This is a genomic window from Methanocaldococcus bathoardescens (genome assembly GCF_000739065.1).
GTDB lineage: Archaea > AGJL01 > Methanococci > Methanococcales > Methanocaldococcaceae > Methanocaldococcus > Methanocaldococcus bathoardescens.
The window spans coordinates 1,183,926-1,203,507 of record NZ_CP009149.1; the positions used below are offsets into that span (position 1 = coordinate 1,183,926).

Consider the following 19,582-nt stretch of genomic DNA (forward strand, 5'->3'; position numbering starts at 1 on the left):
CACCAATACACTAATTATAAGCATTAATTTTATAAATGCAGATGCGAATTTAAATCGATTAAACATTTCGTAGGTTTTACGAAATATCAAATGCCTAATAAGTATGGGTAGTAATATCAACATAAATATTAGAGTATTTAGCAGAAAAAGAGATTCATTAGCAGTAATTATTTTAGATAAATAATTTCCAAAAAATTGAAAAAGAAATTATCAGCATTAAGAAAATGTTATCCATCATATTCCAATTTTTATCAGTGTATAGGTATTTTATGCTTTTATACACTTTTTTCATAGTTGATACAAAGCTCATTCTCATCCTCCAATAAAAAATTCTTAAATCAATATCTAACCTCTAAAACTCCTCTATCCCATTCTAAATAATGCCCTTTCTCTCCAACCTTGGCCAAATTTATTATTGGAACTATTGCAGGTGTAGGGCTAATTCCCATTCTCTTCTGGAAATCTGTTTGCTCTTGGAAAGTCCCACTATTAACCATAACAACTCCTCTATAAATCCCATAACCATTAATGTGTATATGTCCAGTGTGTAAGATATCAATATCTCTATCTATAACTAAGTAATCTTTATGTTCTGGGGCTATTGGACACCTTCCTCCATAAGTTGGACAGAGTAATCTTCTTTTTATCAACTCTCTCATAATAGTTACTGGATTTTCATAGTTTGCAGTCCTTATTTGTCCGACTAAGTCGTCAAAGCTTCTACCGTGATATAACAAAGTATCAAAGCCGTGTATATTGAGAACACACGGATTTCCAACGAAGTAAATATTATCTCTATTAAATAACTTTGTTATTTTATCTGGCAATTTTGGTTGAGGTTCTGCTGGTCTAACGGCATCGTGGTTTCCTGGTGAGATGATTATACTTATGTGCTCTGGAATTTGCTCTAAATACATTGCTATCTCTTTATACTGCTCAATAACATCTATTTCATACAAATCCTCTTCTTGCCCAGGATAAACACCAACTCCATCAACCAAATCTCCAGCAATGCAGATGTATTTTAATCTGCTAACAACTTTTTCTTCTAATTCATTATCAACATCTCCATTTAAAAATCTAACAAATTTCTCAAACTCTTTATGTAGAAACTCTTTACTTCCAACGTGAATATCTGATAAAAATGCCATGTATATTTCTTCATCAATTCTTCTTGGTTCTTTTGGTGGAAATACTGGTCGTATAATTTCATCAACGTATATTGAGCTTCCAGATTTGCTAACAACTCCAATAGCTCCAATAACTTCATCCAATAAAATATCATCTGGTAACTGCCCAGTATCAATCTTTTCTTTTGGTAAAATTAATGTTAATTCATCCTCAGTATCTTCAATTCTAACTATTAAACTCCCATTTCTTGCAGTATCAACATCACTAACAATTCCTACAACAAAAATATCCTTCTGCCCTTTCATCTTTTTTATATCTTTTAGAGGATAACCTTTTCTTTGAGCCTTTCTTTCAATAAATATTTTTAATCTTTCAAATCTGTCTCTAAAGTATTTAACAAAGTCCTCAATAGTTCCAGTGCATGTAGATTTTCCAGAAACATCTGAATCGTCATAAATCTCTATTATAGCGTCTATATCCTTAGCTATCCACTTTATTCTGCTACTTACACTTTCTCTTATTTTTGTTATGTTTTCATATCTTTTAGCTCTCTCAGCATTAAAATCTTCTTTTTTCTCTTCTTTGGAAATTAGTTGTTTTAATTTTTCTTCAACATCTTCATCAGATTTTTTTATAAATTGTTCCTTTTGTTCTTTTTTTATAAATTCTATTTTTTCTACTTCTTCTTTAATTTTTTCTTCAATTTCTTCTTCTCCTTCTTCAGGTTCTTCTACTTTTTCTTCTTCTCCGGTGTAGTAAAATATGAAGTCAAAATCCTTATATTCATATATTATTTCATTCAAATCTTTTTGTAAAAAAATTTCTAAGAACTTCTCATCCAACAAAATAAAGGCATCGTTGTATTTTTTAAATTCTCCAATTTTTTCAATTAAATTGCTAATTTCACTTTCATTAAAATTTTTCAACTTTTCATAAACAGTTGGTGATAATAAAACTTCTAAATCTAAAAATTTATTTATTATTTCCATTTCTATCCTCCTTTTTCATCTTCTTAAATCTCTCCTTTTTTAGATGTCTATTTATATTATAGCAGAGATAATCTAAAGGATGAATGATAAATTTCTTTTTACAAATCTCATCTGGTTTGCAGTAATAACTTAATCCTTTCCCTCCATCAGATTGCCAGTTTTTGCAGTATTCACAATGAGTTATATGGTCAGCTACTTTATAGCCAATATTGTGGCTGATGTAGTATCTCGTCTTCTTCTCATCAAAATCTTCCACGTTCTTAAACATCTCAATTATCTCATCAATAAATCTCTCAATTTCCTCCTCAGAAGCTATATCGGTAGCGGGGATATTAACCAACTCTCCCTTATCGTTTAAAGGTCTTAAATTAGGATTAAATTTAGCACAAAACCAATATACAACAAAACTCCTTCTTGCATAATGAGAAGGGGAACCACCACTTAAAATGTCGTTTAAAATTCCTCTAATACACGGTGGATGCCATTCTAACGGGATGTTTCCTTTATAGTTTAATGCTTTGATTCCTTCAATTTGTTCATACTTAACTTTATCTTTTAGGTAGTTGTTAATCTCATTTAATAAATCTTTTATTATATCTTCGTCTGGTAATTTTGCCTGCTTTGCCATGTCTCCAAGTTTTTTTAACTCTACTCTAATAAATTCTCTTGCGTAAATTTCTTTAACTTCAGTTACATCCACATAACCATTTTCTAAATCTAATCTCTCTAAGTGTAAATCATTATTTCTTGATTTTGAAGCAGTTTTTATAAACTCCCAAACAGAAATTTTGTTTGGAAGATTTTTTAACACGTCAAATTTTTTCATTTCAGCATAATTTTTTACAAATGCATTGAAATATGGTGTATGAGATAAGAGGATAATTAGAAGATAATCAATTAAAGAATCTAACTTATCCCTCTCTAAGTTCTCAAATCTTAAAAAATTCCTCAAATCCAGCTCATATTCATTACTTCCTTCAAAGATATATTTTAATTTAGATAATATTAGCAGCTCATAATCTTTCAAAGCTTTTAAAAAATCAATATCCTTAAATTCATCCAAATATTCTAAAAGCATAGCAATCACGTGTTTTTAAAGTTGTTTTCTGATTCAATAATAGCTTTGATGTGTGGATAAGCTAATTTTACATCATTTTCTTTTTCAATTTTCTGTAGAATTTTTCTATAAATTTCACTTTTTACTTTAGCCTTTTCATAGGTATTTACTAAATAAACCGCTTTTACATAGATAGAACTTCTGGTTATTCCAACTCTCATTAATGGTTCATCACATAGGCTTTTTGATATTAAATATTTTCTCTTTGACCATCTTTCAGCCAATTTTTTCATTAAATCTCCAACAACTTCACTAACTGAAGAAAAAACAATCTCTTCAGCTTTCTTTATATTGCTATTATATGTAAAATGTATAACAATATAATCCCAAATATATGGTGTTCCTTTTGTGAAATTGATTATAGATGTTGTGAATATATAGGAATTTGGTATAACTAAAACCCTTCCAGTAGAATCTAATGTGTCTAAGGTTAATTCACTTAAGTAGATGTGCTGAGTATCTATATCAAATACATCTCCAGCTCCAACATTTTTAATATAAATCCTATCCCCAATTTTTATTGTTCTTGTGTATAGGATGATAATCCACCCAGCAAAGTTTAAAATTGGTTTTTGTAAAGCGTAAGTTATAGCCGCCCCAATTAAACCAACTGAAACAACTAATGATGATACATTTTGATAGAGAACACCAAAAATCATCAAAGCAACACAAACATAGACAAGATATTTAAAAATATAGTTTAGAGTTAGATATTCTCCAGCCTTCTCTTCCCTTTCCCTTGCATATTTTCTAAATATCTCGGATGCAATATCCACAATAATAAGCCCAGATAAAATAATAATAGCAATAATCATTATTTGATTTTGATATTTGGTAAATAGCCCTATATATGTCTCTAAATTAAAAACTGATATAAGGCTGTGCAGTAAAAATATTAATAATACTACTTTTATTCCTAATTTTAACTTGCTGTTAATCATAAATAAACCTCAACGGTGATTCTTTTGTTATTAAAAAGCCAATTTTTATATGGGGAAGATTTTGAGCTAAGAAAAGGGACTTTAGTTATTGAAGAAGGAATAATTAAAGGTTTTACAAATGAATATAATGAGAGAGAAGTTTTTGAGTTTAAAGGGCTTGTTATTCCCCCACTTATAAATGCCCACACTCATATTGCTGATAATAGTATAAAGGATATAGGGATTAATAAAACTTTGGATGAGTTAGTGAAACCACCAAATGGGCTAAAACATAGATATTTAGCTGAGTGTAGTGATGATATATTGGTTGAAGGAATGAAACTTGGTTTAGAAGATATGAGAGAACATGGAATAAAGTATTTTTGTGATTTTAGAGAAAATGGGGTTAGGGGGATTAATTTATTAAAAACTGCTTTAAAATGCTACGATTATCCAAAGGCAATAATCTTAGGAAGACCTACAAAAGTTGATAAAGATGAGATTGAAGAAGTTTTAAAAAACTCTAATGGTTTGGGGTTAAGTGGGGCTAATGAGTTTGAGGATGATGAGCTAAAACTAATTTTTAGAATTTTTAAGAGATTTAAAGAAAAAGATGATAAGAAATTATTTGCTATACATGCAGCTGAGCATAAAGGGGCTGTAGAATATAGTTTAAACAAATATGGTATGACAGAAGTTGAGAGATTGGTAGATTTAGGAATAAAACCAGATTTTATTGTTCATGGAACTCATCTCACAAATAATGATTTAGAGCTACTAAAAGAAAACAATATTCCAGTTGTTGCATGTGTTAGGGCTAATCTATCATTTAATGTAGGTATGCCAAAATTAAATGAGCTCAATGATAATTTATTGGTTGGGATTGGGACAGATAACTTTATGGCAAACTCTCCATCAATATTTAAAGAAATGGACTTCATTTATAAGCTCTATCACATAGAGCCAAAGGATATTTTAAGAATGGCAACAATAAACAATGCAAAGATATTAAAGCTTGAGAATGTTGGTTTGATAGATGAGGGCTTTAAGGCTGTATTCACCTTCATAAAACCAACAAATGCTATATTATTTTCTAAGAATATTATTGCTTCAGTTGTTACAAGATGTGAGAAAGGGGATGTTGTAGATTTTAGTTTTTGTATAAATTTATAGCTTTACTTCTCCTTTAGTGCTTATAATTCCTTTTCTCTCATCAATTTTTGTAGCTAAATCTAAAGCAACGCCAAATGCCTTAAATAATGCCTCTGCCTTGTGATGTTCATTTTTTCCAATTACTTCATAGTGTATATTTAGCATTCCATAGCTTGCTACTGATTCAAAAAAGTGATTTATGTTTTCAGTTGCTAAATCTCCGATATATTCTCTCTCTGGTTTATAATTTCCTACACAATAACTTCTCCCACTTAAATCAATAGCTACTGTAGCTCTTGCATCATCCATTGGAATTATTGCCCATCCAAACCTAAAAATATTCCTTTTTTCAATCTGGTTTAGAGCTAAACCTAAGCAAATTCCAACATCTTCAACAGTGTGGTGGTCATCAATCTCCAAATCTCCTCTTGCCTTAACAATCAAATCAAAACATCCATGTTTAGCAAAAGATGCCAATAAATGGTCAAAAAATGGAATTCCAGTATCTATTTTATATTTTCCAGTACCATCGATGTTTATTTTTAAATAAACATTTGTTTCTTTTGTTTCTCTCATTACTTCAAAAACTCTCATATTCCCACCAGACGTTTTTACTAAAAAATAATTTAAATTTATCTTAAAAAAGATTTATCCTTCCCAAATACCAATGAACATAATATGGTCTTTTTCAAATGGCTCAATATCTACTTCATCAACTATTTTAAATCCTCCTCTCTCTAAAATTTCTTTTTGTTCTTTAAATATTTCTTTTGGGTCTTTTGTAACATCTATACTCCTTGCCTTTATTGCTATCATTCCATATCCGCCTTTCTTTAAAAACCATTTAGCATTTTTAATTAATATCTCCGCCTGATTTGGCTGAGCAACATCCTCATAGATAACATCTACCTTCTCAACAATATTTGCATATTCTTGAGGTTTATTTGCATCTCCTAAAATTGGGATTATGTTTTCTCTCTCAGCACAGGCATCTAAAAGCTCCCTCATAATTCTTGGTGCATACTCTATGGCATATACAATGCCTTTATCAGCAATATCTGCAACGTGAGATGGTGTTGTTCCAGCTGAAGCTCCTAAGTATAAGATTTTTGAATCTCTCTTTATTGGCATAACCTTTAAACCTTTAATTATCGCAGCTGCCAACTTACTTTTATTTGGATTCCAAATTCTATACTCTTCATCTCCAATCTTTATTATTTTTTCGTCATAGACCTTTTTTCCTTTAACTATGGATTTTGTTGCTATTCTTTTTAAACCATCTCCTAAATCAACTTCATAGATGTTTTCAAAAATCTCTTTGATTCTTATATCTTCCATTTTTTCACCAAATATAATAAATCTATAATGCAATATAAATAAAATTTGGATACATAGTCAATACAACATAATTAATGTTTTTAATGTTTTTATAACATTTAGAAACCTGGATTTTTTACTATAATACGTTAAGAAATGTAAGTTATTTGTTAATTGGTTATAAACTTATTTTGGTGAGTAGGATGGATTTTTATTTATATATTGGAATTGTTTTATTAATACAGAGTATTATCATGTTAAATATTATGAAAAAAGATGCAAAACCAAAATCAAAAATCTTAAAATTAACAAAAATCCATTATATTAATTTGTTATATGGGAAGAAAGGAGAGTTTGATAAGAAGGCAATGCCTATATTCCTTGGATTGATAGTTATTGGTTTAGTGGTATTTGACATTTTGTTGTATTGGATTTATGGCAGTTCAATTTCAATATCTTCAATAATTGCAGAGATTTTTATTGTTCTGTCGATGACTATTATGTGGAAAGCATACAATAAAGAGATTACTGTCTATTTATGTGAAGACGGAATCTATTATCAAAATATATTTATAAGTTGGGATAAATTTAAAGAAACAAAAAATGAAAATGGATTTATTAAGCTTATTGGAAAAGGAAAAATCTTTTCACAAAGAATTTATTTAAAATATGAAAATGAGATTGAAAACATCATTAAATCTCAAATAGAAAAATTTAGAGAAGAGTAAGATAATATGAGTTTTTTAGCATATATTTTAGCATTAACCTTAATCTATCTTATTGGATTGATTATCTTTGGATTTTGGGATTTTATAAAATTTTTATCCGATAATAAAGGGAAATTATTAAAAAGCTTAAAAATGAACTTATGGGAATTTAAATTTGGGAAAAGCTTTTTATTTATTCCAAATTTTATTATGGAAATTTTAGCATTTGAAGAGTTTGCACTTTTTAATATTTTTGACTCTTTAATTAATACTAAAATTAATATTTATGAGAAGGAGGTTGGATGCGGATTTTCATTTTATAAATGGGGAGAATTTAAAGACTATAAAATAGAAGATGGCTATATAAGATTAATTAGCAAATTTCCGCTAATAATTAGACTGATATTTGTGAGAGATGTTTATTTGAAGTATGACAAAGAACTTGAGAATATAATAAAAAAGCATCTAAAACAAAAATAGGAGGAATTATGGACAAAATCTGGATTATATCAACTACTATAGTGGTTGTAGATGCATTACTGTATTTTTTGTATGTTCATTATCGTGAAAAAAATAAAAAGCGTAAAAAGTAATTATTTCCTACTCTTTGTTTTTCCTATAACTTTTCTTTCCATTTTGCCTTTTTTGTCTTTTTTCTTATCTTTCTTTTTCTTAGGTTTTTCTTTCTTACCTTTCTTTTCTTTTTTCTTTGCTTTAGGTTTTTCTTTCTTCTTTTTCTTTCTGGGTTTTGGATACTTCCTTTTAATCTCTTCAACTCTCTTATTTAACTTTTCTAAGAGTTCATCTGCTATGTAATCTCCAGCATAATCAGCCCTTGCAGCTATAGCTAATTTGCAAGCTAAAGCTCTTGCTATCTTCCCTCTTTGCCAATGTGGGGAACCTTGAATTAAAGGATGATTATAAATTATACCATGTTTTGGCGGTTCAGCTCCAGTCCTCAAGTGAGCGAATAAAGCTTTCTCAGCTCCTAAAACTTGTATTGTTGAAGCAGGCATCTTAGATAATTTTTCCAACCCTCCAGCTAAACCTATTAATCTCGCTCCTAAGGAAACACCAGCGAGTTTTGTGATATTTGGGGCCTCTTCATTCATCAATTTCTCTAAATAGTTATATAGCTCTTTCCTCTTTTCATATAGGTGACTTATTTCCTCAGCAAATTTAACAATAGCGTTCAAATCATAATCTTCCAACTCTCCTCCCATTGAATTTTTTGCCGCTTCAGCAATTTTTCCAGCTAATTTTGATGGTAGTATCTTTTTTAACTGACTCTTTGTAAAGTTTTCTCTCTTTTTTAAATTTGTTACTAAGTTGGCATAAACTTCATGTTTATTAACTAAGTGGTCTAACTCTGGGAAGTAGAGGGAATACCACTCTCTCAATCTCTCAGATAATAAGTTTAGAGTTTTATCCAAATCAGATATTGCTTCTGCAACTTGGATAATGATTTTATCCTTTTGCTGAGCATAACTCTTTATAACTTTTTTTGTTAATTCAGTACTCCAAAAATGCATCTTCTTTCTAAATTCATCATAGTTATTGAAGTATCCCAATTCTTTTCCAACTTCAAATAAGTTGTTTCTTAAAAACTCTCCTATATTAAATGGCTCAACACTAAGGGTTTCTAATTTAACTTCATCTCCCCATTCTTCTTTCAACTCATCTGCTATTTTATTTGGCTGAGTTTTTAATTTAAACATTATATCTGGAATTTCTTCCTCATTAAACAATTTTTTATATTCTATGTCATCTAAGCTATTAACTATTCTATCATCTTTAACTCCAAAAGCTCCATAAGGTGTGAAAGCAACATAAATCAAAATAATCCCTCCATAACTTTTTATATATAAGAACAACATTAAAATTTCATAAATAAATACTTTCCTTATAGAAAAGTTCTGTTTGGATGGGATATTTATGAATGTTGAAGAGATGGAAAGAAAATTAAAGCCAAAAGGGAAAGTTTCAATAATTGGATGTGGAAGATTGGGGATTAGAGTAGCTTTTAATTTGTTGGAAGTGCATAGAGGCGGGGTAGAGAAAGTTTATGTTTTTGATAATGCTAAAATAGAAGAAAATGATATTATCCATAGAAGATTAGGGGGAAAGGTTGGGGAATACAAAGTAGATTTTATAAAGAGATTTTTTGGAAATAGGGTTGAAGCATTTAAAGAAAATATAACTAAAGACAATCTTCATTTAATTAAGGGGGATGTGGCAATTATATGTATAGCTGGCGGGGATACAATTCCAACAACAAAGGCAATCATAAACTACTGTAAAGAAAGGGGTATTAAAACAATAGGAACTAATGGGGTTTTTGGTATAGAAGAAAAAATAAAGGTTTGTGATGCCAAATATGCAAAAGGTCCAGCTAAATTTTTAAATTTGGACGAAGAGGGACATATAGTTGTAGGAACTGAGAAATTTATTAGAGATTTTGAGCCAATAACACCATATACATTAGATGAGATTGCTAAGAGGATAGTTATTGAATGTTTAAGAATATTGTGGAAGAAATACTATCGAAGTTAAAACCATAAAATTTATATACTACCTCTATATAGTTTATGTATGCAACTCATAGGTTTGGAGAGCCGGGGTAGTCTAGGGGCTAGGCAGCGGACTGCAGATCCGCCTTACGTGGGTTCAAATCCCACCCCCGGCTCCATTTGAAACTTTAAGAAAGTTTCATCAAAGCTAACACCTCCTCGCTTACGCTCGGAGGTGTAAATTAAGAGGCATTGCTTCCGTTAGGAAGCAATGCATCCGTTTTGATGAAACTTTTACTAAAAGTTTCGTTTAGATTTCACCTTCGGCTCCATTTTTTTATATATGGCTTAGGTTCTCTTTTTTATAGAGTTAAATTTTAAACCTAAAGGTGTATCTATCAATAATAATAAGATATAAATATAACCTAATCAAATTAATACTAAGCTTGTTTTATTGGTTTAAATTACTCTCTTTGATGTGGAGTTTTATGCTACAAAAATCTAAATCTTAAACACAAAATAAATAAATTGGAAAGAAAATCAAAATAAATTAATTAAAAAATAATTGAGAGAGGTGCAAAAATGGTAACTGTCTATGATGTTCCAGCTGATAAGTTAATTCAGAAGACAGCTGAAAAATTAAAAGAGATGAATATTGGAGTTCCAGAGTGGGTTCCTTTTGTTAAGACAGGAGTTAGCAGAGAGAGAAGACCTGAACAAGATGACTGGTGGTATATAAGGTGTGCATCAATCTTAAGAAAAATCTATATCTATGGACCTGTTGGTGTTTCAAGATTGAGAACTGCTTACGGAGGAAGAAAAAACAGAGGACACGCACCAGAACACTTCTATAAAGGTAGTGGAAACATCATTAGAAAAGCTTTACAAGAATTAGAAAAATTAGGTTTAGTTGAAAAGACACCAGAAGGAAGAGTTATTACACCAAAAGGAAGAAGCTTCTTAGACAACATTGCTAAAGAGGTTAGGGATGAAATAATTAATGAAATCCCTGCTCTTGCTAAGTACTAAGGGGATGCTAAATGGATGTTGAAGAAATTAAAAGAAGAAAGCTTCTTGAATTGCAAAAAAAGCTTGCTGAACAACAACAGCAAGAAGAGGAATTATTAGAGGCAGAGATGCAAAAAAGAGCATTATTAAGAAAGATATTAACACCCGAAGCAAGAGAGAGATTGGAGAGAATAAGATTAGCGAGACCTGAATTTGCTGAAGCTGTTGAAATGCAATTAATTCAGTTAGCTCAACTTGGTAGATTGCCTATTCCATTAAAAGATGAGGACTTTAAAGCTTTACTCGAGAGATTACATGCTATGACAAAGAGAAAGAGAGACATTAAAATTATTAGAAAGTGAAACTTATGGATGTTCATGTTCTCTTTAGTGGAGGGAAAGATAGTTCCCTCTCTGCAGTGATATTAAAAAAACTTGGTTATGAACCTCATTTAATAACTATAAATTTTGGTGTTATTCCTTCTTATAAATTGGCTGAAGAAACAGCTAAAATTTTAGGATTTAAGCATAAAGTTATAACTCTTGATAGAAAAATTGTTGAAAAAGCTGCTGATATGATTATTGAACATAAATATCCTGGCCCTGCAATACAATATGTTCATAAAACTGTCTTAGAAATTTTGGCTGATGAATATAAAGTATTAGCGGATGGGACAAGAAGAGATGATAGAGTCCCAAAGCTTAGCTATTCAGAAATCCAAAGCTTAGAGATGAGGAAAAATATCCAATATATAACCCCGTTAATGGGCTTTGGTTATAAAACTTTAAGATATTTAGCAAGTGAATTTTTTATATTAGAAGAAATAAAAAGTGGAACTAAGTTGAGCTCTGACTATGAGGCAGAGATTAGGCATATATTGAAGGAGAGAGGAGAAAGCCCTGAAAAATATTTCCCTGAACATAAACAAACAAGGGTTGTTGCTCTTAAAAAGAAAATTTAGGTGAGATGATGGGAAGTAACAAGCCATTAGGAAAGAAGTTAAGATTGGCTAAAGCATTAAAGCAGAATAGAAGAGTTCCATTGTTTGTTATTGTTAAAACACGAGGGAGAGTTAGATTCCATCCAAAAATGAGATACTGGAGAAGAAAGAAATTGAAAGCTTAAGTGAATGGACATTAATTAGGGCTGAAAGCCCTAACTTAATGGACGAGTTTTGATGAAACTTTTACTAAAAGTTTCGAAGGAAGAAATTGAAGGCTTAAATTTGTTTTTCTTTTATATAAAACACTTCCTCTTTATAGTTTTTTAGTTTCAGTTCTTTTATGGGCATTTCATTTAAAAGAGGTCTTATAATTAAATTGGCATTAATCTCTTTTGACAAATCTAAAATATACGGCTGTAAATCTCTCGGAGGTCTTATAGAATATATTAAATTAACATCTTTATATAAATCTATATTTGGATTAAATAAATCATCCTTATAAGCCTTTAATCCAAACAATTTGGCTTTTTCAACTGCTCTTTCATTAATATCAATGACTATCAAATCAAAATATCTGCTTAACTCTTTTGCAACATCAAATTTAAATCCAATCCCAACTTCAGCTATTTTTTTGCAGTTATTTTCTTCTGCAAAGTTTTTTATGAACTCAACTATCACTGCTGTATTCATTTTTCCACATCTTTGAAATTTTAGAAACATTTAAATATAAATAAATAATAAAAAATTCTGTCCAATTTGGACTTTACTTTACATTATTAAACTGGGAGGGGAATTATGAACTATAAATACCTAATACTTTCTTTATTTTTAATAGTTGGGGTTTTCTTTTCAGGATGCACACAGCAGATGACTGCAGATGAGATAGCAAAGAAAATGCAAGAAAAATATGAAGCTATCAACACTATGGAAGGAAATTTGGTAATGACATTAAATGTAAATGGAAAGATAGAGACGATACAATATAAATATTCCTTTAAAAAACCAAATAAATACTATATGGAGAATGATGATGTTTTAATAGTTTCTGATGGAAAGATAATGTATCTTTATGATAAGAAGAGCAACAAATATATGAAAACAGAGATTAGTGGAGAAAATCCATACAACCCAGATTATGGAAAGTTTATTAAGGAAATGTTGAATGAATATGACGTCAAATACTTAGGAGAAGAAAACTATGATAATAAAAAGTGCTATGTTTTAGAATTAACATCTAAAAAAGACCCAACAATTAAAATTAAAATGTATGTTGATGAAGATTACTGGCAACCTCTCAAAATAGAAACAAAAGATATGATTATTGAATATAAAAATGTTAAGTTTGATGTAGATATTCCAGACAGCAAATTTACCTTTACTCCACCAGAAGGAGCGGAGTTAATAAGTTCTGGAAAAATAGCAACCTCAACCAATATAGATGAGATTCAAAAAGAAGTTAATTTTAAAATATTAATCCCAAAATACACTGCAGGGCTTAAATTACAAAAGGCTAATTTAGCAAAACAAAATGTCGATGGAGAAGAATTTGAAATGGTTAGCTTAGTTTATGGAGAAAGCGGGGATTTAATAATAATGGAAATGAAAGATATAGGAAATCAGATGGATGTTGGCAATAAAATTACATTAAATAATGGTGTTAATGCTGCAATCTATGAGAGTAATGGATATACAGCATTAACATTCTCTTACAATGGAGTTAGAGTAAGTATAATGAGCAAATTAAGTAAAGATGAGTTAATAAAAATAGCAAATTCTATGATTGAATAAAAATTTATTTTTTATTTTTAATTATTTTCTCAGCAATTTCTTCAACTTTTTTATAAACTTCGTTATCTTCTGGAAGATTCCACAATGGAATGCCTTTTAAATCATACTCAGCAATTTCTTTATCATAAGGAAGTTTCCCAATCAAATTTAAACCAAGTTCTTTTGCATAATTTTCAATTAGCTCTTCATGCTCTGGCTTAACCTTATTTGCAACAACATAAATATCCTTAAACTTAACTTCTAACTCATTAGCTAATTTTTTTATTCTCTTTGCAGTTCCTAAACCTCTTTTTGATGCATCAGTTATAACAACCATCACATCTACATTTTGAGTAGTTCTTCTGCTGAGATGTTCTAAACCTGCCTCAGTATCTATAACAACAAATTCGTAATCTTTTGATAGGTTATCAATAATCTGCCTTAGCCAATTATTTACACTACAATAACAACCACTACCTTCAGGTCTTCCCATAACCAATAAATCATAATATTTTGTTTCAACTAAAATTTCAAAAATCTTGCTTCTTAAATAATCTAATTTTGTCATTCCTGCTGGAATCTCATCCTTTTCAACTAACTTTTTTAACTCTTCCCTAATATCCCCTACTGTTTTTTCTACTTCAACACCTAAAGTTTCAGGTAAATTTGAGTCAGGGTCTGCATCAACAACTAAGATACTGTTTGTTTTTTTAGATAATGCTTTAATTAATAAGGTTGTAAATGCTGTTTTCCCAACTCCGCCTTTCCCGCTTACAGCAATAATCATTTTATGCCACCACAATAAAATATTTGATTTAGTTGTTTATCCATTTTTCTTAGTATTAATAATTAATAACTATTATCTTCAACGTTTATAAATGGTGATGCTATGTTATCAAAAAGACTTTTAAATTTTGAATCATTTGAAGTTATGGATATTTTGGCATTAGCCCAAAATTTAGAAAATGAAGGAAAAAAAGTTATACACTTAGAGATAGGAGAGCCGGATTTTAACACACCAAAGCCAATTGTTGATGAAGGAATTAAAGCTTTAAAGGAGGGGAATACACATTATACAGACAGTAGAGGGATTTTAGAGTTAAGAGAGAAGATTGGTGAATTATATAAGGATAAATACAAAGCAGATGTAAATCCAGATAATATAATCATTACTGGAGGTAGTTCTTTAGGTTTATTTTTTGCTTTATCTTCAATAATTGATGAAGGGGATGAGGTTTTAATTCAAAACCCTTCATATCCATGCTATAAAAATTTTATTAGGTTTTTGGGAGCTGAGCCAGTGTTTTGTGATTTCACAGTTGAGAGTTTAGAGAAAGCTTTATCTGATAAAACTAAAGCTATAATTATTAACTCTCCTTCGAATCCATTGGGAGAAGTTATAGACAAAGAGGTTTATGAGTTTGCCTATGAAAACATCCCCTATATAATCTCTGATGAAATCTACAACGGCTTAGTTTATGAAGGAAAATGCTATTCAGCAATTGAATTTGATGAAAATTTGGAAAAGACCATTTTAGTTAATGGATTTTCTAAGTTGTATGCGATGACTGGATGGAGAATTGGGTATGTTATATCCAATGAGAATATAATAGATGCTATATTAAAATTACAGCAAAATTTATTTATCTCTGCCCCAACTATATCTCAATATGCAGCGTTAAAAGCATTTGAAAAAGAAACTGAAAAAGAAATAAATAATATGATAAAAGAATTTGATAGAAGGAGGAAATTAGTTTTAAAATACGTCAAAGATTTTGGATGGGAAGTTAATAACCCAATTGGAGCTTATTATGTATTTCCAAACATTGGAAAAGATGGGAGAGAGTTTGCTTACAAATTATTGAAAGAAAAATATGTTGCTCTAACCCCTGGAATTGGTTTTGGAAGTAAAGGAAAGAATCATATAAGGATTAGCTACGCTAATTCTTACGAAAACATTAAAGAGGGTTTAGAGAGAATTAAAGAATTTTTAGACGAAAATAATGATAACTAAAACTTTATGCACTATTGATATTAAATATTAAAAATAACATAAAATAATAAACTAAAAAAGAAACACCCGCGGTGATGAGTATGAGGGATATTTTAAAGAGAGTTTCTGATGTAGTTTGGGAATTGCCTAAAGATTATAAAGAGTGCATGAGAGTTCCTGGAAGAATATATTTAAGTGAAGTTCTTTTAGATGAGTTAGAGCCAGAGGTTTTAGAACAAATAGCCAATGTTGCATGTCTTCCTGGGATTTATAAATACTCTATTGCAATGCCAGATGTGCATTACGGTTACGGTTTCTGCCTTCATCCAGATGCAAAGGTTTTAACTGAACATGGTTTCTATTATAGAATAAAGAATTATGAGAGCTTAAAGGATGAGAGAGTTAATGTCTTCAATACAGAAGATAAAAAAATAGAGGCAAGTGATGTTAAAAAGTTCTTTAAATTAAAACCATACTGCAAAATCTATAAAATTAAAACAAAGCTCGGATATGAGACAATAGCAACAGAAGACCATCCATTCTATACTCCTTATGGCATGGTTGAGCTTAAAAACTTAAAAGTAGGAGATAGATTAGCTATCTATCCGTTTGAAGGAGTTGAGTATGAAGAGCCATCAAATGAGATTATTATAGATGAAAATGATGTAATTAAATGTATGGAAAAGCTAAATCTAAGCAAAAATAGTAAAGAAATCATCTTAAGAAAACTAAAAGAAAGAGATTTAATTCCATTAACCTACAATCACAAAAAGTTGCCTTACTTATTGAAAATTATGGGTTTTGTCTTTGGAGATGGTTCAATGAACTTTATTGGAAAGAGAGGAGATGGAATTATACACTTCTCTTCAAAACACTCAGAGGATTTAGAGAGAATTAGAGAGGATATTAAAAAGATTGGCTATACCCCTTCAAGAGTTTATAAAAGAGAAAATGATTGCTACTTCTTCTATGTAAATGCATCAAGTTTGGTTGTTTTGCTATATGCATTAGGAGTTCCAATAGGAAACAAAACATTAAATAAATATAGCTTCCCAGAGTGGATATTCAACTGCAAATTGTGGCAGAAGAGATTGTTCTTAGCGTCATTCTTTGGAGCTGAATTAAGAAAGCCATATCCAAGAAAGGATAGGAAAGCTTTATTTACATTTCCAACATTAGAAATGGCTAAAAATATAAAGATTAAGGAAGATGCATTAAAATTCTTGGAGAATATTGTTAAGTTATTGAATGAGTTTGGTGTAGAGGCAACAATTACAAAGAGAAACTCAATTCACAAAAGAAATGATGGAATTGAGACAGTTAGATATGTTTTAACAATAATTGGCACTTCTAAGAACTTAATAAACTTATGGGCTAAGATTGGTTATGAATACAACAGAGAGAGGCAAGAACTTGGATGCTATGCAGTGGCATTTTTAAAGTATAGGGAGAGGGAGATAAATAGAAGAAAGGCACTTGCTGAAAAGGTAAAAGAGTTATTTAATGAAGGTAAAAAGCCATCAGAGATTATAAGATTGCTAAATGTAAGTAAAGAGGATAAAAGATTTGTTAAAGATATCTGGAGCAAGTTAAAGAATGGAAAGGAGATTAAAGAGATAAGAGTTCCTTTAAACTTCCCAAGCTATGAAGAATTTATTAAAGAAAGAAAGGTAGGAGATGGATTAATTTGGGATGAGATTGAAAGTATAGAAGAAGTTGATGATGTAGATGAGGTCTATGACTTCACCATAAATCACAAAGACCACAACTTTATAGCTGACAGCTTCTTAGTTTCAAACTGTATCGGTGGAGTAGCGGCTTTTGACCAAAAAGAAGGAGTTATAAGCCCTGGAGGAGTAGGATTTGATATCAACTGTGGAGTTAGGCTTATAAGAACAAATTTAACAAAAGATGAAGTAGAACCAAAAATAAAAGAGCTCGTAAAAACACTATTTAAAAATGTCCCATCAGGTTTAGGAAGTAAAGGAATTTTAAAGTTCAGCAAAAGTGTTATGGATGATGTTTTAGAAGAAGGAGTTAGATGGGCTGTTAAAGAGGGCTATGGATGGAAGGAAGATTTAGAGTTTATTGAAGAGCATGGATGCTTAAAAGATGCAGATGCATCTTATGTATCAGATAAAGCAAAAGAGAGAGGAAAGGTTCAATTAGGAAGTTTAGGAAGTGGGAATCACTTCTTAGAGGTTCAGTATGTTGAAAAGGTATTTGATGAGGAAGCTGCTGAAATATATGGAATTGAAGAGAATCAAGTAGTTGTTATGGTTCACACAGGTTCAAGAGGTTTAGGGCATCAAATCTGCACTGATTATTTAAGAACTATGGAAAAAGCAGCTAAGAATTATGGAATAAAATTGCCAGATAGACAGTTAGCATGTGCCCCATTTGAATCAGAAGAGGGGCAGAGTTACTTTAAAGCGATGTGTTGTGGAGCAAACTATGCATGGGCAAATAGGCAGATGATTACACACTGGGTTAGAGAGAGTTTTGAGGAAGTATTTAAGATACATGCTGAGGATTTAGAGATGAGTATAGTTTATGATGTAGCCCACAACATTGCTAAAAAAGAAGAACACATAATAGATGGAAGAAAGGTAAAAGTTGTTGTTCATAGAAAAGGAGCTACAAGAGCATTTCCACCAAAACATGAGCAAATACCAAAAGAATATAGAGATGTTGGACAACCAGTTATTATTCCAGGAGATATGGGAACAGCTTCCTATTTAATGAGAGGGACAGAGATTGCTATGAAAGAGACATTTGGTTCAACTGCACATGGGGCTGGGAGAAAACTTAGCAGAGCTAAAGCTTTAAAGTTATGGAAAGGTAAGGAAATACAAAGAAAATTAGCTGAGATGGGAATTGTTGCTTTAAGTGATTCAAAGGCAGTTATGGCAGAGGAAGCACCAGAAGCATATAAGAATATTGATTTAGTTGCAGATACTTGCCACAAAGCAGGAATATCTTTAAAAGTAGCAAGAATGAGACCATTAGGGGTTATTAAAGGATAAATCGTTCTATTTATTTCTATTTATTTTTTAGGTGTAAGTTTTAAATATGACTAATAATTATTTTAGCATAACATCATTATGGATTTTTGTTTTTGCTTTTTTATTAATTTATTGAGCAATGATATTATTTTTTAAATCTTAAAAAGGTGAAACTATGGATAATAACTTAGAAATTAAAGATTTGGAAAAAATAGCAAAAAAGGTTAGATATAATATTGTAAAAATGGTTGGTTTAGCAAAGTCGGGGCATCCAGGTGGAAGTTTATCAGCAACTGATATCATTGTAGCCTTATATTTCAAACTAATGAACTACGACCCAAAAAACCCATATAAAAAAGATAGAGATAGGTTTGTTTTAAGTAAAGGGCATGCAGCTCCAGCATTATATGCTGTTTTAGCTGAGTTAGGAATAATAGAGGAAGAAGAATTATGGAAATTGAGAAGATTAGAAGGAAAGTTGCAAGGACACCCATCAATGGATACACCAGGAGTTGAGATTTGCACCGGTTCATTAGGACAAGGATTTTCAGCAGCAGTAGGAATGGCTTTAGGATGTAAGTTAGATAAGTTAAATAACTATGTTTATGTATTGTTAGGAGATGGGGAGTGTCAAGAAGGTATAGTTTGGGAAGCAGCAATGGCAGCAGCCCACTATAAATTAGATAACTTAATTGCATTTGTTGATAGAAATAAATTACAGATTGATGGATGCACAGAGGATGTTATGAGTTTAGGAGATATAAAAGCTAAATTTGAGGCATTTGGATGGGACGTTTTTGAAATAGATGGACATAACTTTGAAGAAATTATAAAAACAGTTGAAAAAGCCAAAAATTTAAAAAATGGTAAGCCAAAGATGATTATTGCTTATACAATTAAAGGTAAAGGCGTTTCATTTATGGAAAACAACGTTGCATTCCATGGAAAAGCTCCAAATGAAGAGCAGTTAAAGCAGGCATTGGAAGAGCTAAAATATGAATAAAATTTTATTTTTTGGTGATT

Annotated in this window: 20 protein-coding genes and 1 tRNA gene; 13 read left to right on the plus strand and 8 right to left on the minus strand. The window is 30.6% G+C overall.

The window, feature by feature from the left end; all coding sequences use genetic code 11:
- Positions 1–338: 338 nt before the first annotated feature.
- The 3 genes from JH146_RS06125 to JH146_RS06135 are packed head-to-tail and all read right to left on the minus strand — an operon-like array spanning position 339 to position 4,178.
- Positions 339–2,120 carry a DNA-directed DNA polymerase II small subunit gene (locus JH146_RS06125; RefSeq protein WP_048202159.1) on the minus strand — a complete coding sequence of 594 codons (1,782 nt, stop codon included), beginning with the start codon at positions 2,118–2,120 and terminating at the stop codon, positions 339–341.
- On the minus strand, positions 2,104–3,198 hold the full coding sequence (locus tag JH146_RS06130) for a hypothetical protein (protein ID WP_048202160.1): 1,095 nt from the start codon (positions 3,196–3,198) through the stop codon (positions 2,104–2,106). Before JH146_RS06130 ends, JH146_RS06125 begins: the two co-directional genes overlap by 17 nt.
- 5 nt (positions 3,199–3,203) lie before the next feature.
- On the minus strand, positions 3,204–4,178 hold the full coding sequence (locus tag JH146_RS06135) for a mechanosensitive ion channel family protein (RefSeq protein ID WP_048202161.1): 975 nt from the start codon (positions 4,176–4,178) through the stop codon (positions 3,204–3,206).
- Between the two features lie 24 nt (positions 4,179–4,202).
- Here JH146_RS06135 and JH146_RS06140 point away from each other — a divergent pair, with 24 nt between their 5' ends.
- Positions 4,203–5,330, plus strand: a complete 1,128-nt coding sequence (locus JH146_RS06140) for an amidohydrolase family protein (RefSeq protein ID WP_048202162.1) — start codon at positions 4,203–4,205, stop codon at positions 5,328–5,330.
- Here JH146_RS06140 and hisB read toward each other — a convergent pair.
- Positions 5,325–5,903: an imidazoleglycerol-phosphate dehydratase HisB gene (hisB, locus tag JH146_RS06145; RefSeq protein ID WP_048202163.1), complete on the minus strand. Its 579-nt coding sequence runs from the start codon at positions 5,901–5,903 to the stop codon at positions 5,325–5,327. The genes JH146_RS06140 and hisB overlap by 6 nt on opposite strands.
- A gap of 54 nt (positions 5,904–5,957) precedes the next feature.
- On the minus strand, positions 5,958–6,647 hold the full coding sequence (locus JH146_RS06150; RefSeq protein WP_048202164.1) for a fibrillarin-like rRNA/tRNA 2'-O-methyltransferase: 690 nt from the start codon (positions 6,645–6,647) through the stop codon (positions 5,958–5,960).
- A 182-nt stretch (positions 6,648–6,829) separates the two neighbouring features.
- Here JH146_RS06150 and JH146_RS06155 point away from each other — a divergent pair, with 182 nt between their 5' ends.
- Together JH146_RS06155 and JH146_RS06160 are read left to right on the plus strand one after the other, a co-directional pair.
- Positions 6,830–7,354 (plus strand): hypothetical protein, encoded by a 525-nt coding sequence (locus JH146_RS06155; protein WP_048202165.1) that lies wholly within the window; start codon positions 6,830–6,832, stop codon positions 7,352–7,354.
- 6 nt (positions 7,355–7,360) lie between these two features.
- Complete coding sequence (locus JH146_RS06160) at positions 7,361–7,813, plus strand: hypothetical protein (RefSeq protein ID WP_236953656.1); 453 nt, start codon at positions 7,361–7,363, stop codon at positions 7,811–7,813.
- Between the two features lie 113 nt (positions 7,814–7,926).
- Here the strand turns inward: JH146_RS06160 and JH146_RS06165 are convergent, their stop codons facing one another.
- Complete coding sequence (locus JH146_RS06165) at positions 7,927–9,171, minus strand: hypothetical protein (protein WP_048202166.1); 1,245 nt, start codon at positions 9,169–9,171, stop codon at positions 7,927–7,929.
- Positions 9,172–9,268: 97 nt separating this feature from the next.
- Between JH146_RS06165 and JH146_RS06170 the strand changes: the two genes are divergently transcribed.
- From JH146_RS06170 to JH146_RS06195, 6 genes are all read left to right on the plus strand, one after another.
- Positions 9,269–9,886, plus strand: coding sequence for a ThiF family adenylyltransferase (locus JH146_RS06170; RefSeq protein WP_048202167.1), 618 nt, complete (start codon positions 9,269–9,271; stop codon positions 9,884–9,886).
- Positions 9,887–9,947: 61 nt separating this feature from the next.
- A tRNA-Cys gene (locus tag JH146_RS06175) sits at positions 9,948–10,022 on the plus strand.
- Between the two features lie 403 nt (positions 10,023–10,425).
- A complete protein-coding gene (locus JH146_RS06180; RefSeq protein ID WP_048202168.1) occupies positions 10,426–10,872 on the plus strand; it encodes a 30S ribosomal protein S19e in 447 nt (148 codons plus the stop codon).
- An 11-nt stretch (positions 10,873–10,883) separates the two neighbouring features.
- Entirely contained in the window at positions 10,884–11,213 is a 330-nt protein-coding gene (locus JH146_RS06185) for a DNA-binding protein (protein WP_048202169.1), read from the plus strand.
- Between the two features lie 5 nt (positions 11,214–11,218).
- Positions 11,219–11,812 (plus strand): DUF7411 family protein, encoded by a 594-nt coding sequence (locus tag JH146_RS06190; protein WP_048202170.1) that lies wholly within the window; start codon positions 11,219–11,221, stop codon positions 11,810–11,812.
- Between the two features lie 8 nt (positions 11,813–11,820).
- Entirely contained in the window at positions 11,821–11,976 is a 156-nt protein-coding gene (locus JH146_RS06195) for a 50S ribosomal protein L39e (protein ID WP_012981070.1), read from the plus strand.
- Between the two features lie 94 nt (positions 11,977–12,070).
- Here the strand turns inward: JH146_RS06195 and JH146_RS06200 are convergent, their stop codons facing one another.
- Complete coding sequence (locus JH146_RS06200) at positions 12,071–12,484, minus strand: UPF0146 family protein (RefSeq protein ID WP_048202171.1); 414 nt, start codon at positions 12,482–12,484, stop codon at positions 12,071–12,073.
- 105 nt (positions 12,485–12,589) lie between these two features.
- Between JH146_RS06200 and JH146_RS06205 the strand changes: the two genes are divergently transcribed.
- Positions 12,590–13,582, plus strand: a complete 993-nt coding sequence (locus JH146_RS06205; RefSeq protein WP_048202172.1) for a LolA family protein — start codon at positions 12,590–12,592, stop codon at positions 13,580–13,582.
- 4 nt (positions 13,583–13,586) lie between these two features.
- On the opposite strand, the gene JH146_RS06210 is transcribed toward JH146_RS06205, so the two are convergent.
- Entirely contained in the window at positions 13,587–14,348 is a 762-nt protein-coding gene (locus tag JH146_RS06210) for an ATP-binding protein (RefSeq protein WP_048202173.1), read from the minus strand.
- A gap of 102 nt (positions 14,349–14,450) precedes the next feature.
- Between JH146_RS06210 and JH146_RS06215 the strand changes: the two genes are divergently transcribed.
- The 3 genes from JH146_RS06215 (at position 14,451) to JH146_RS06225 (ending at position 19,562) form a co-directional block, all read left to right on the plus strand.
- The gene (locus tag JH146_RS06215; protein WP_048202174.1) at positions 14,451–15,575 is read left to right on the plus strand and encodes a pyridoxal phosphate-dependent aminotransferase; all 1,125 of its coding nucleotides are present in this window, start codon (positions 14,451–14,453) and stop codon (positions 15,573–15,575) included.
- Positions 15,576–15,655: 80 nt separating this feature from the next.
- Positions 15,656–18,580 carry an RtcB family protein gene (locus JH146_RS06220; protein ID WP_048202175.1) on the plus strand — a complete coding sequence of 975 codons (2,925 nt, stop codon included), beginning with the start codon at positions 15,656–15,658 and terminating at the stop codon, positions 18,578–18,580.
- Between the two features lie 154 nt (positions 18,581–18,734).
- Positions 18,735–19,562, plus strand: a complete 828-nt coding sequence (locus JH146_RS06225; RefSeq protein ID WP_048202176.1) for a transketolase — start codon at positions 18,735–18,737, stop codon at positions 19,560–19,562.
- The last annotated feature ends 20 nt before the right edge of the window (positions 19,563–19,582 follow it).

Coding starts and splice junctions, on each gene's coding strand:
- JH146_RS06160 (WP_236953656.1), top strand. CDS start 7,361: ATGAGTTTTTTAGCATATATTTTAGCATTAACCTTAATCTATCTTATT.
- JH146_RS06205 (WP_048202172.1), top strand. CDS start 12,590: ATGAACTATAAATACCTAATACTTTCTTTATTTTTAATAGTTGGGGTT.
- JH146_RS06225 (WP_048202176.1), top strand. CDS start 18,735: ATGGATAATAACTTAGAAATTAAAGATTTGGAAAAAATAGCAAAAAAG.
- JH146_RS06135 (WP_048202161.1), bottom strand. CDS start 4,178: ATGATTAACAGCAAGTTAAAATTAGGAATAAAAGTAGTATTATTAATA.
- JH146_RS06125 (WP_048202159.1), bottom strand. CDS start 2,120: ATGGAAATAATAAATAAATTTTTAGATTTAGAAGTTTTATTATCACCA.
- JH146_RS06200 (WP_048202171.1), bottom strand. CDS start 12,484: ATGAATACAGCAGTGATAGTTGAGTTCATAAAAAACTTTGCAGAAGAA.
- JH146_RS06150 (WP_048202164.1), bottom strand. CDS start 6,647: ATGGAAGATATAAGAATCAAAGAGATTTTTGAAAACATCTATGAAGTT.
- JH146_RS06185 (WP_048202169.1), top strand. CDS start 10,884: ATGGATGTTGAAGAAATTAAAAGAAGAAAGCTTCTTGAATTGCAAAAA.
- hisB (WP_048202163.1), bottom strand. CDS start 5,903: ATGAGAGTTTTTGAAGTAATGAGAGAAACAAAAGAAACAAATGTTTAT.
- JH146_RS06170 (WP_048202167.1), top strand. CDS start 9,269: ATGAATGTTGAAGAGATGGAAAGAAAATTAAAGCCAAAAGGGAAAGTT.
- JH146_RS06220 (WP_048202175.1), top strand. CDS start 15,656: ATGAGGGATATTTTAAAGAGAGTTTCTGATGTAGTTTGGGAATTGCCT.
- JH146_RS06215 (WP_048202174.1), top strand. CDS start 14,451: ATGTTATCAAAAAGACTTTTAAATTTTGAATCATTTGAAGTTATGGAT.
- JH146_RS06155 (WP_048202165.1), top strand. CDS start 6,830: ATGGATTTTTATTTATATATTGGAATTGTTTTATTAATACAGAGTATT.
- JH146_RS06180 (WP_048202168.1), top strand. CDS start 10,426: ATGGTAACTGTCTATGATGTTCCAGCTGATAAGTTAATTCAGAAGACA.
- JH146_RS06130 (WP_048202160.1), bottom strand. CDS start 3,198: ATGCTTTTAGAATATTTGGATGAATTTAAGGATATTGATTTTTTAAAA.
- JH146_RS06210 (WP_048202173.1), bottom strand. CDS start 14,348: ATGATTATTGCTGTAAGCGGGAAAGGCGGAGTTGGGAAAACAGCATTT.
- JH146_RS06195 (WP_012981070.1), top strand. CDS start 11,821: ATGGGAAGTAACAAGCCATTAGGAAAGAAGTTAAGATTGGCTAAAGCA.
- JH146_RS06190 (WP_048202170.1), top strand. CDS start 11,219: ATGGATGTTCATGTTCTCTTTAGTGGAGGGAAAGATAGTTCCCTCTCT.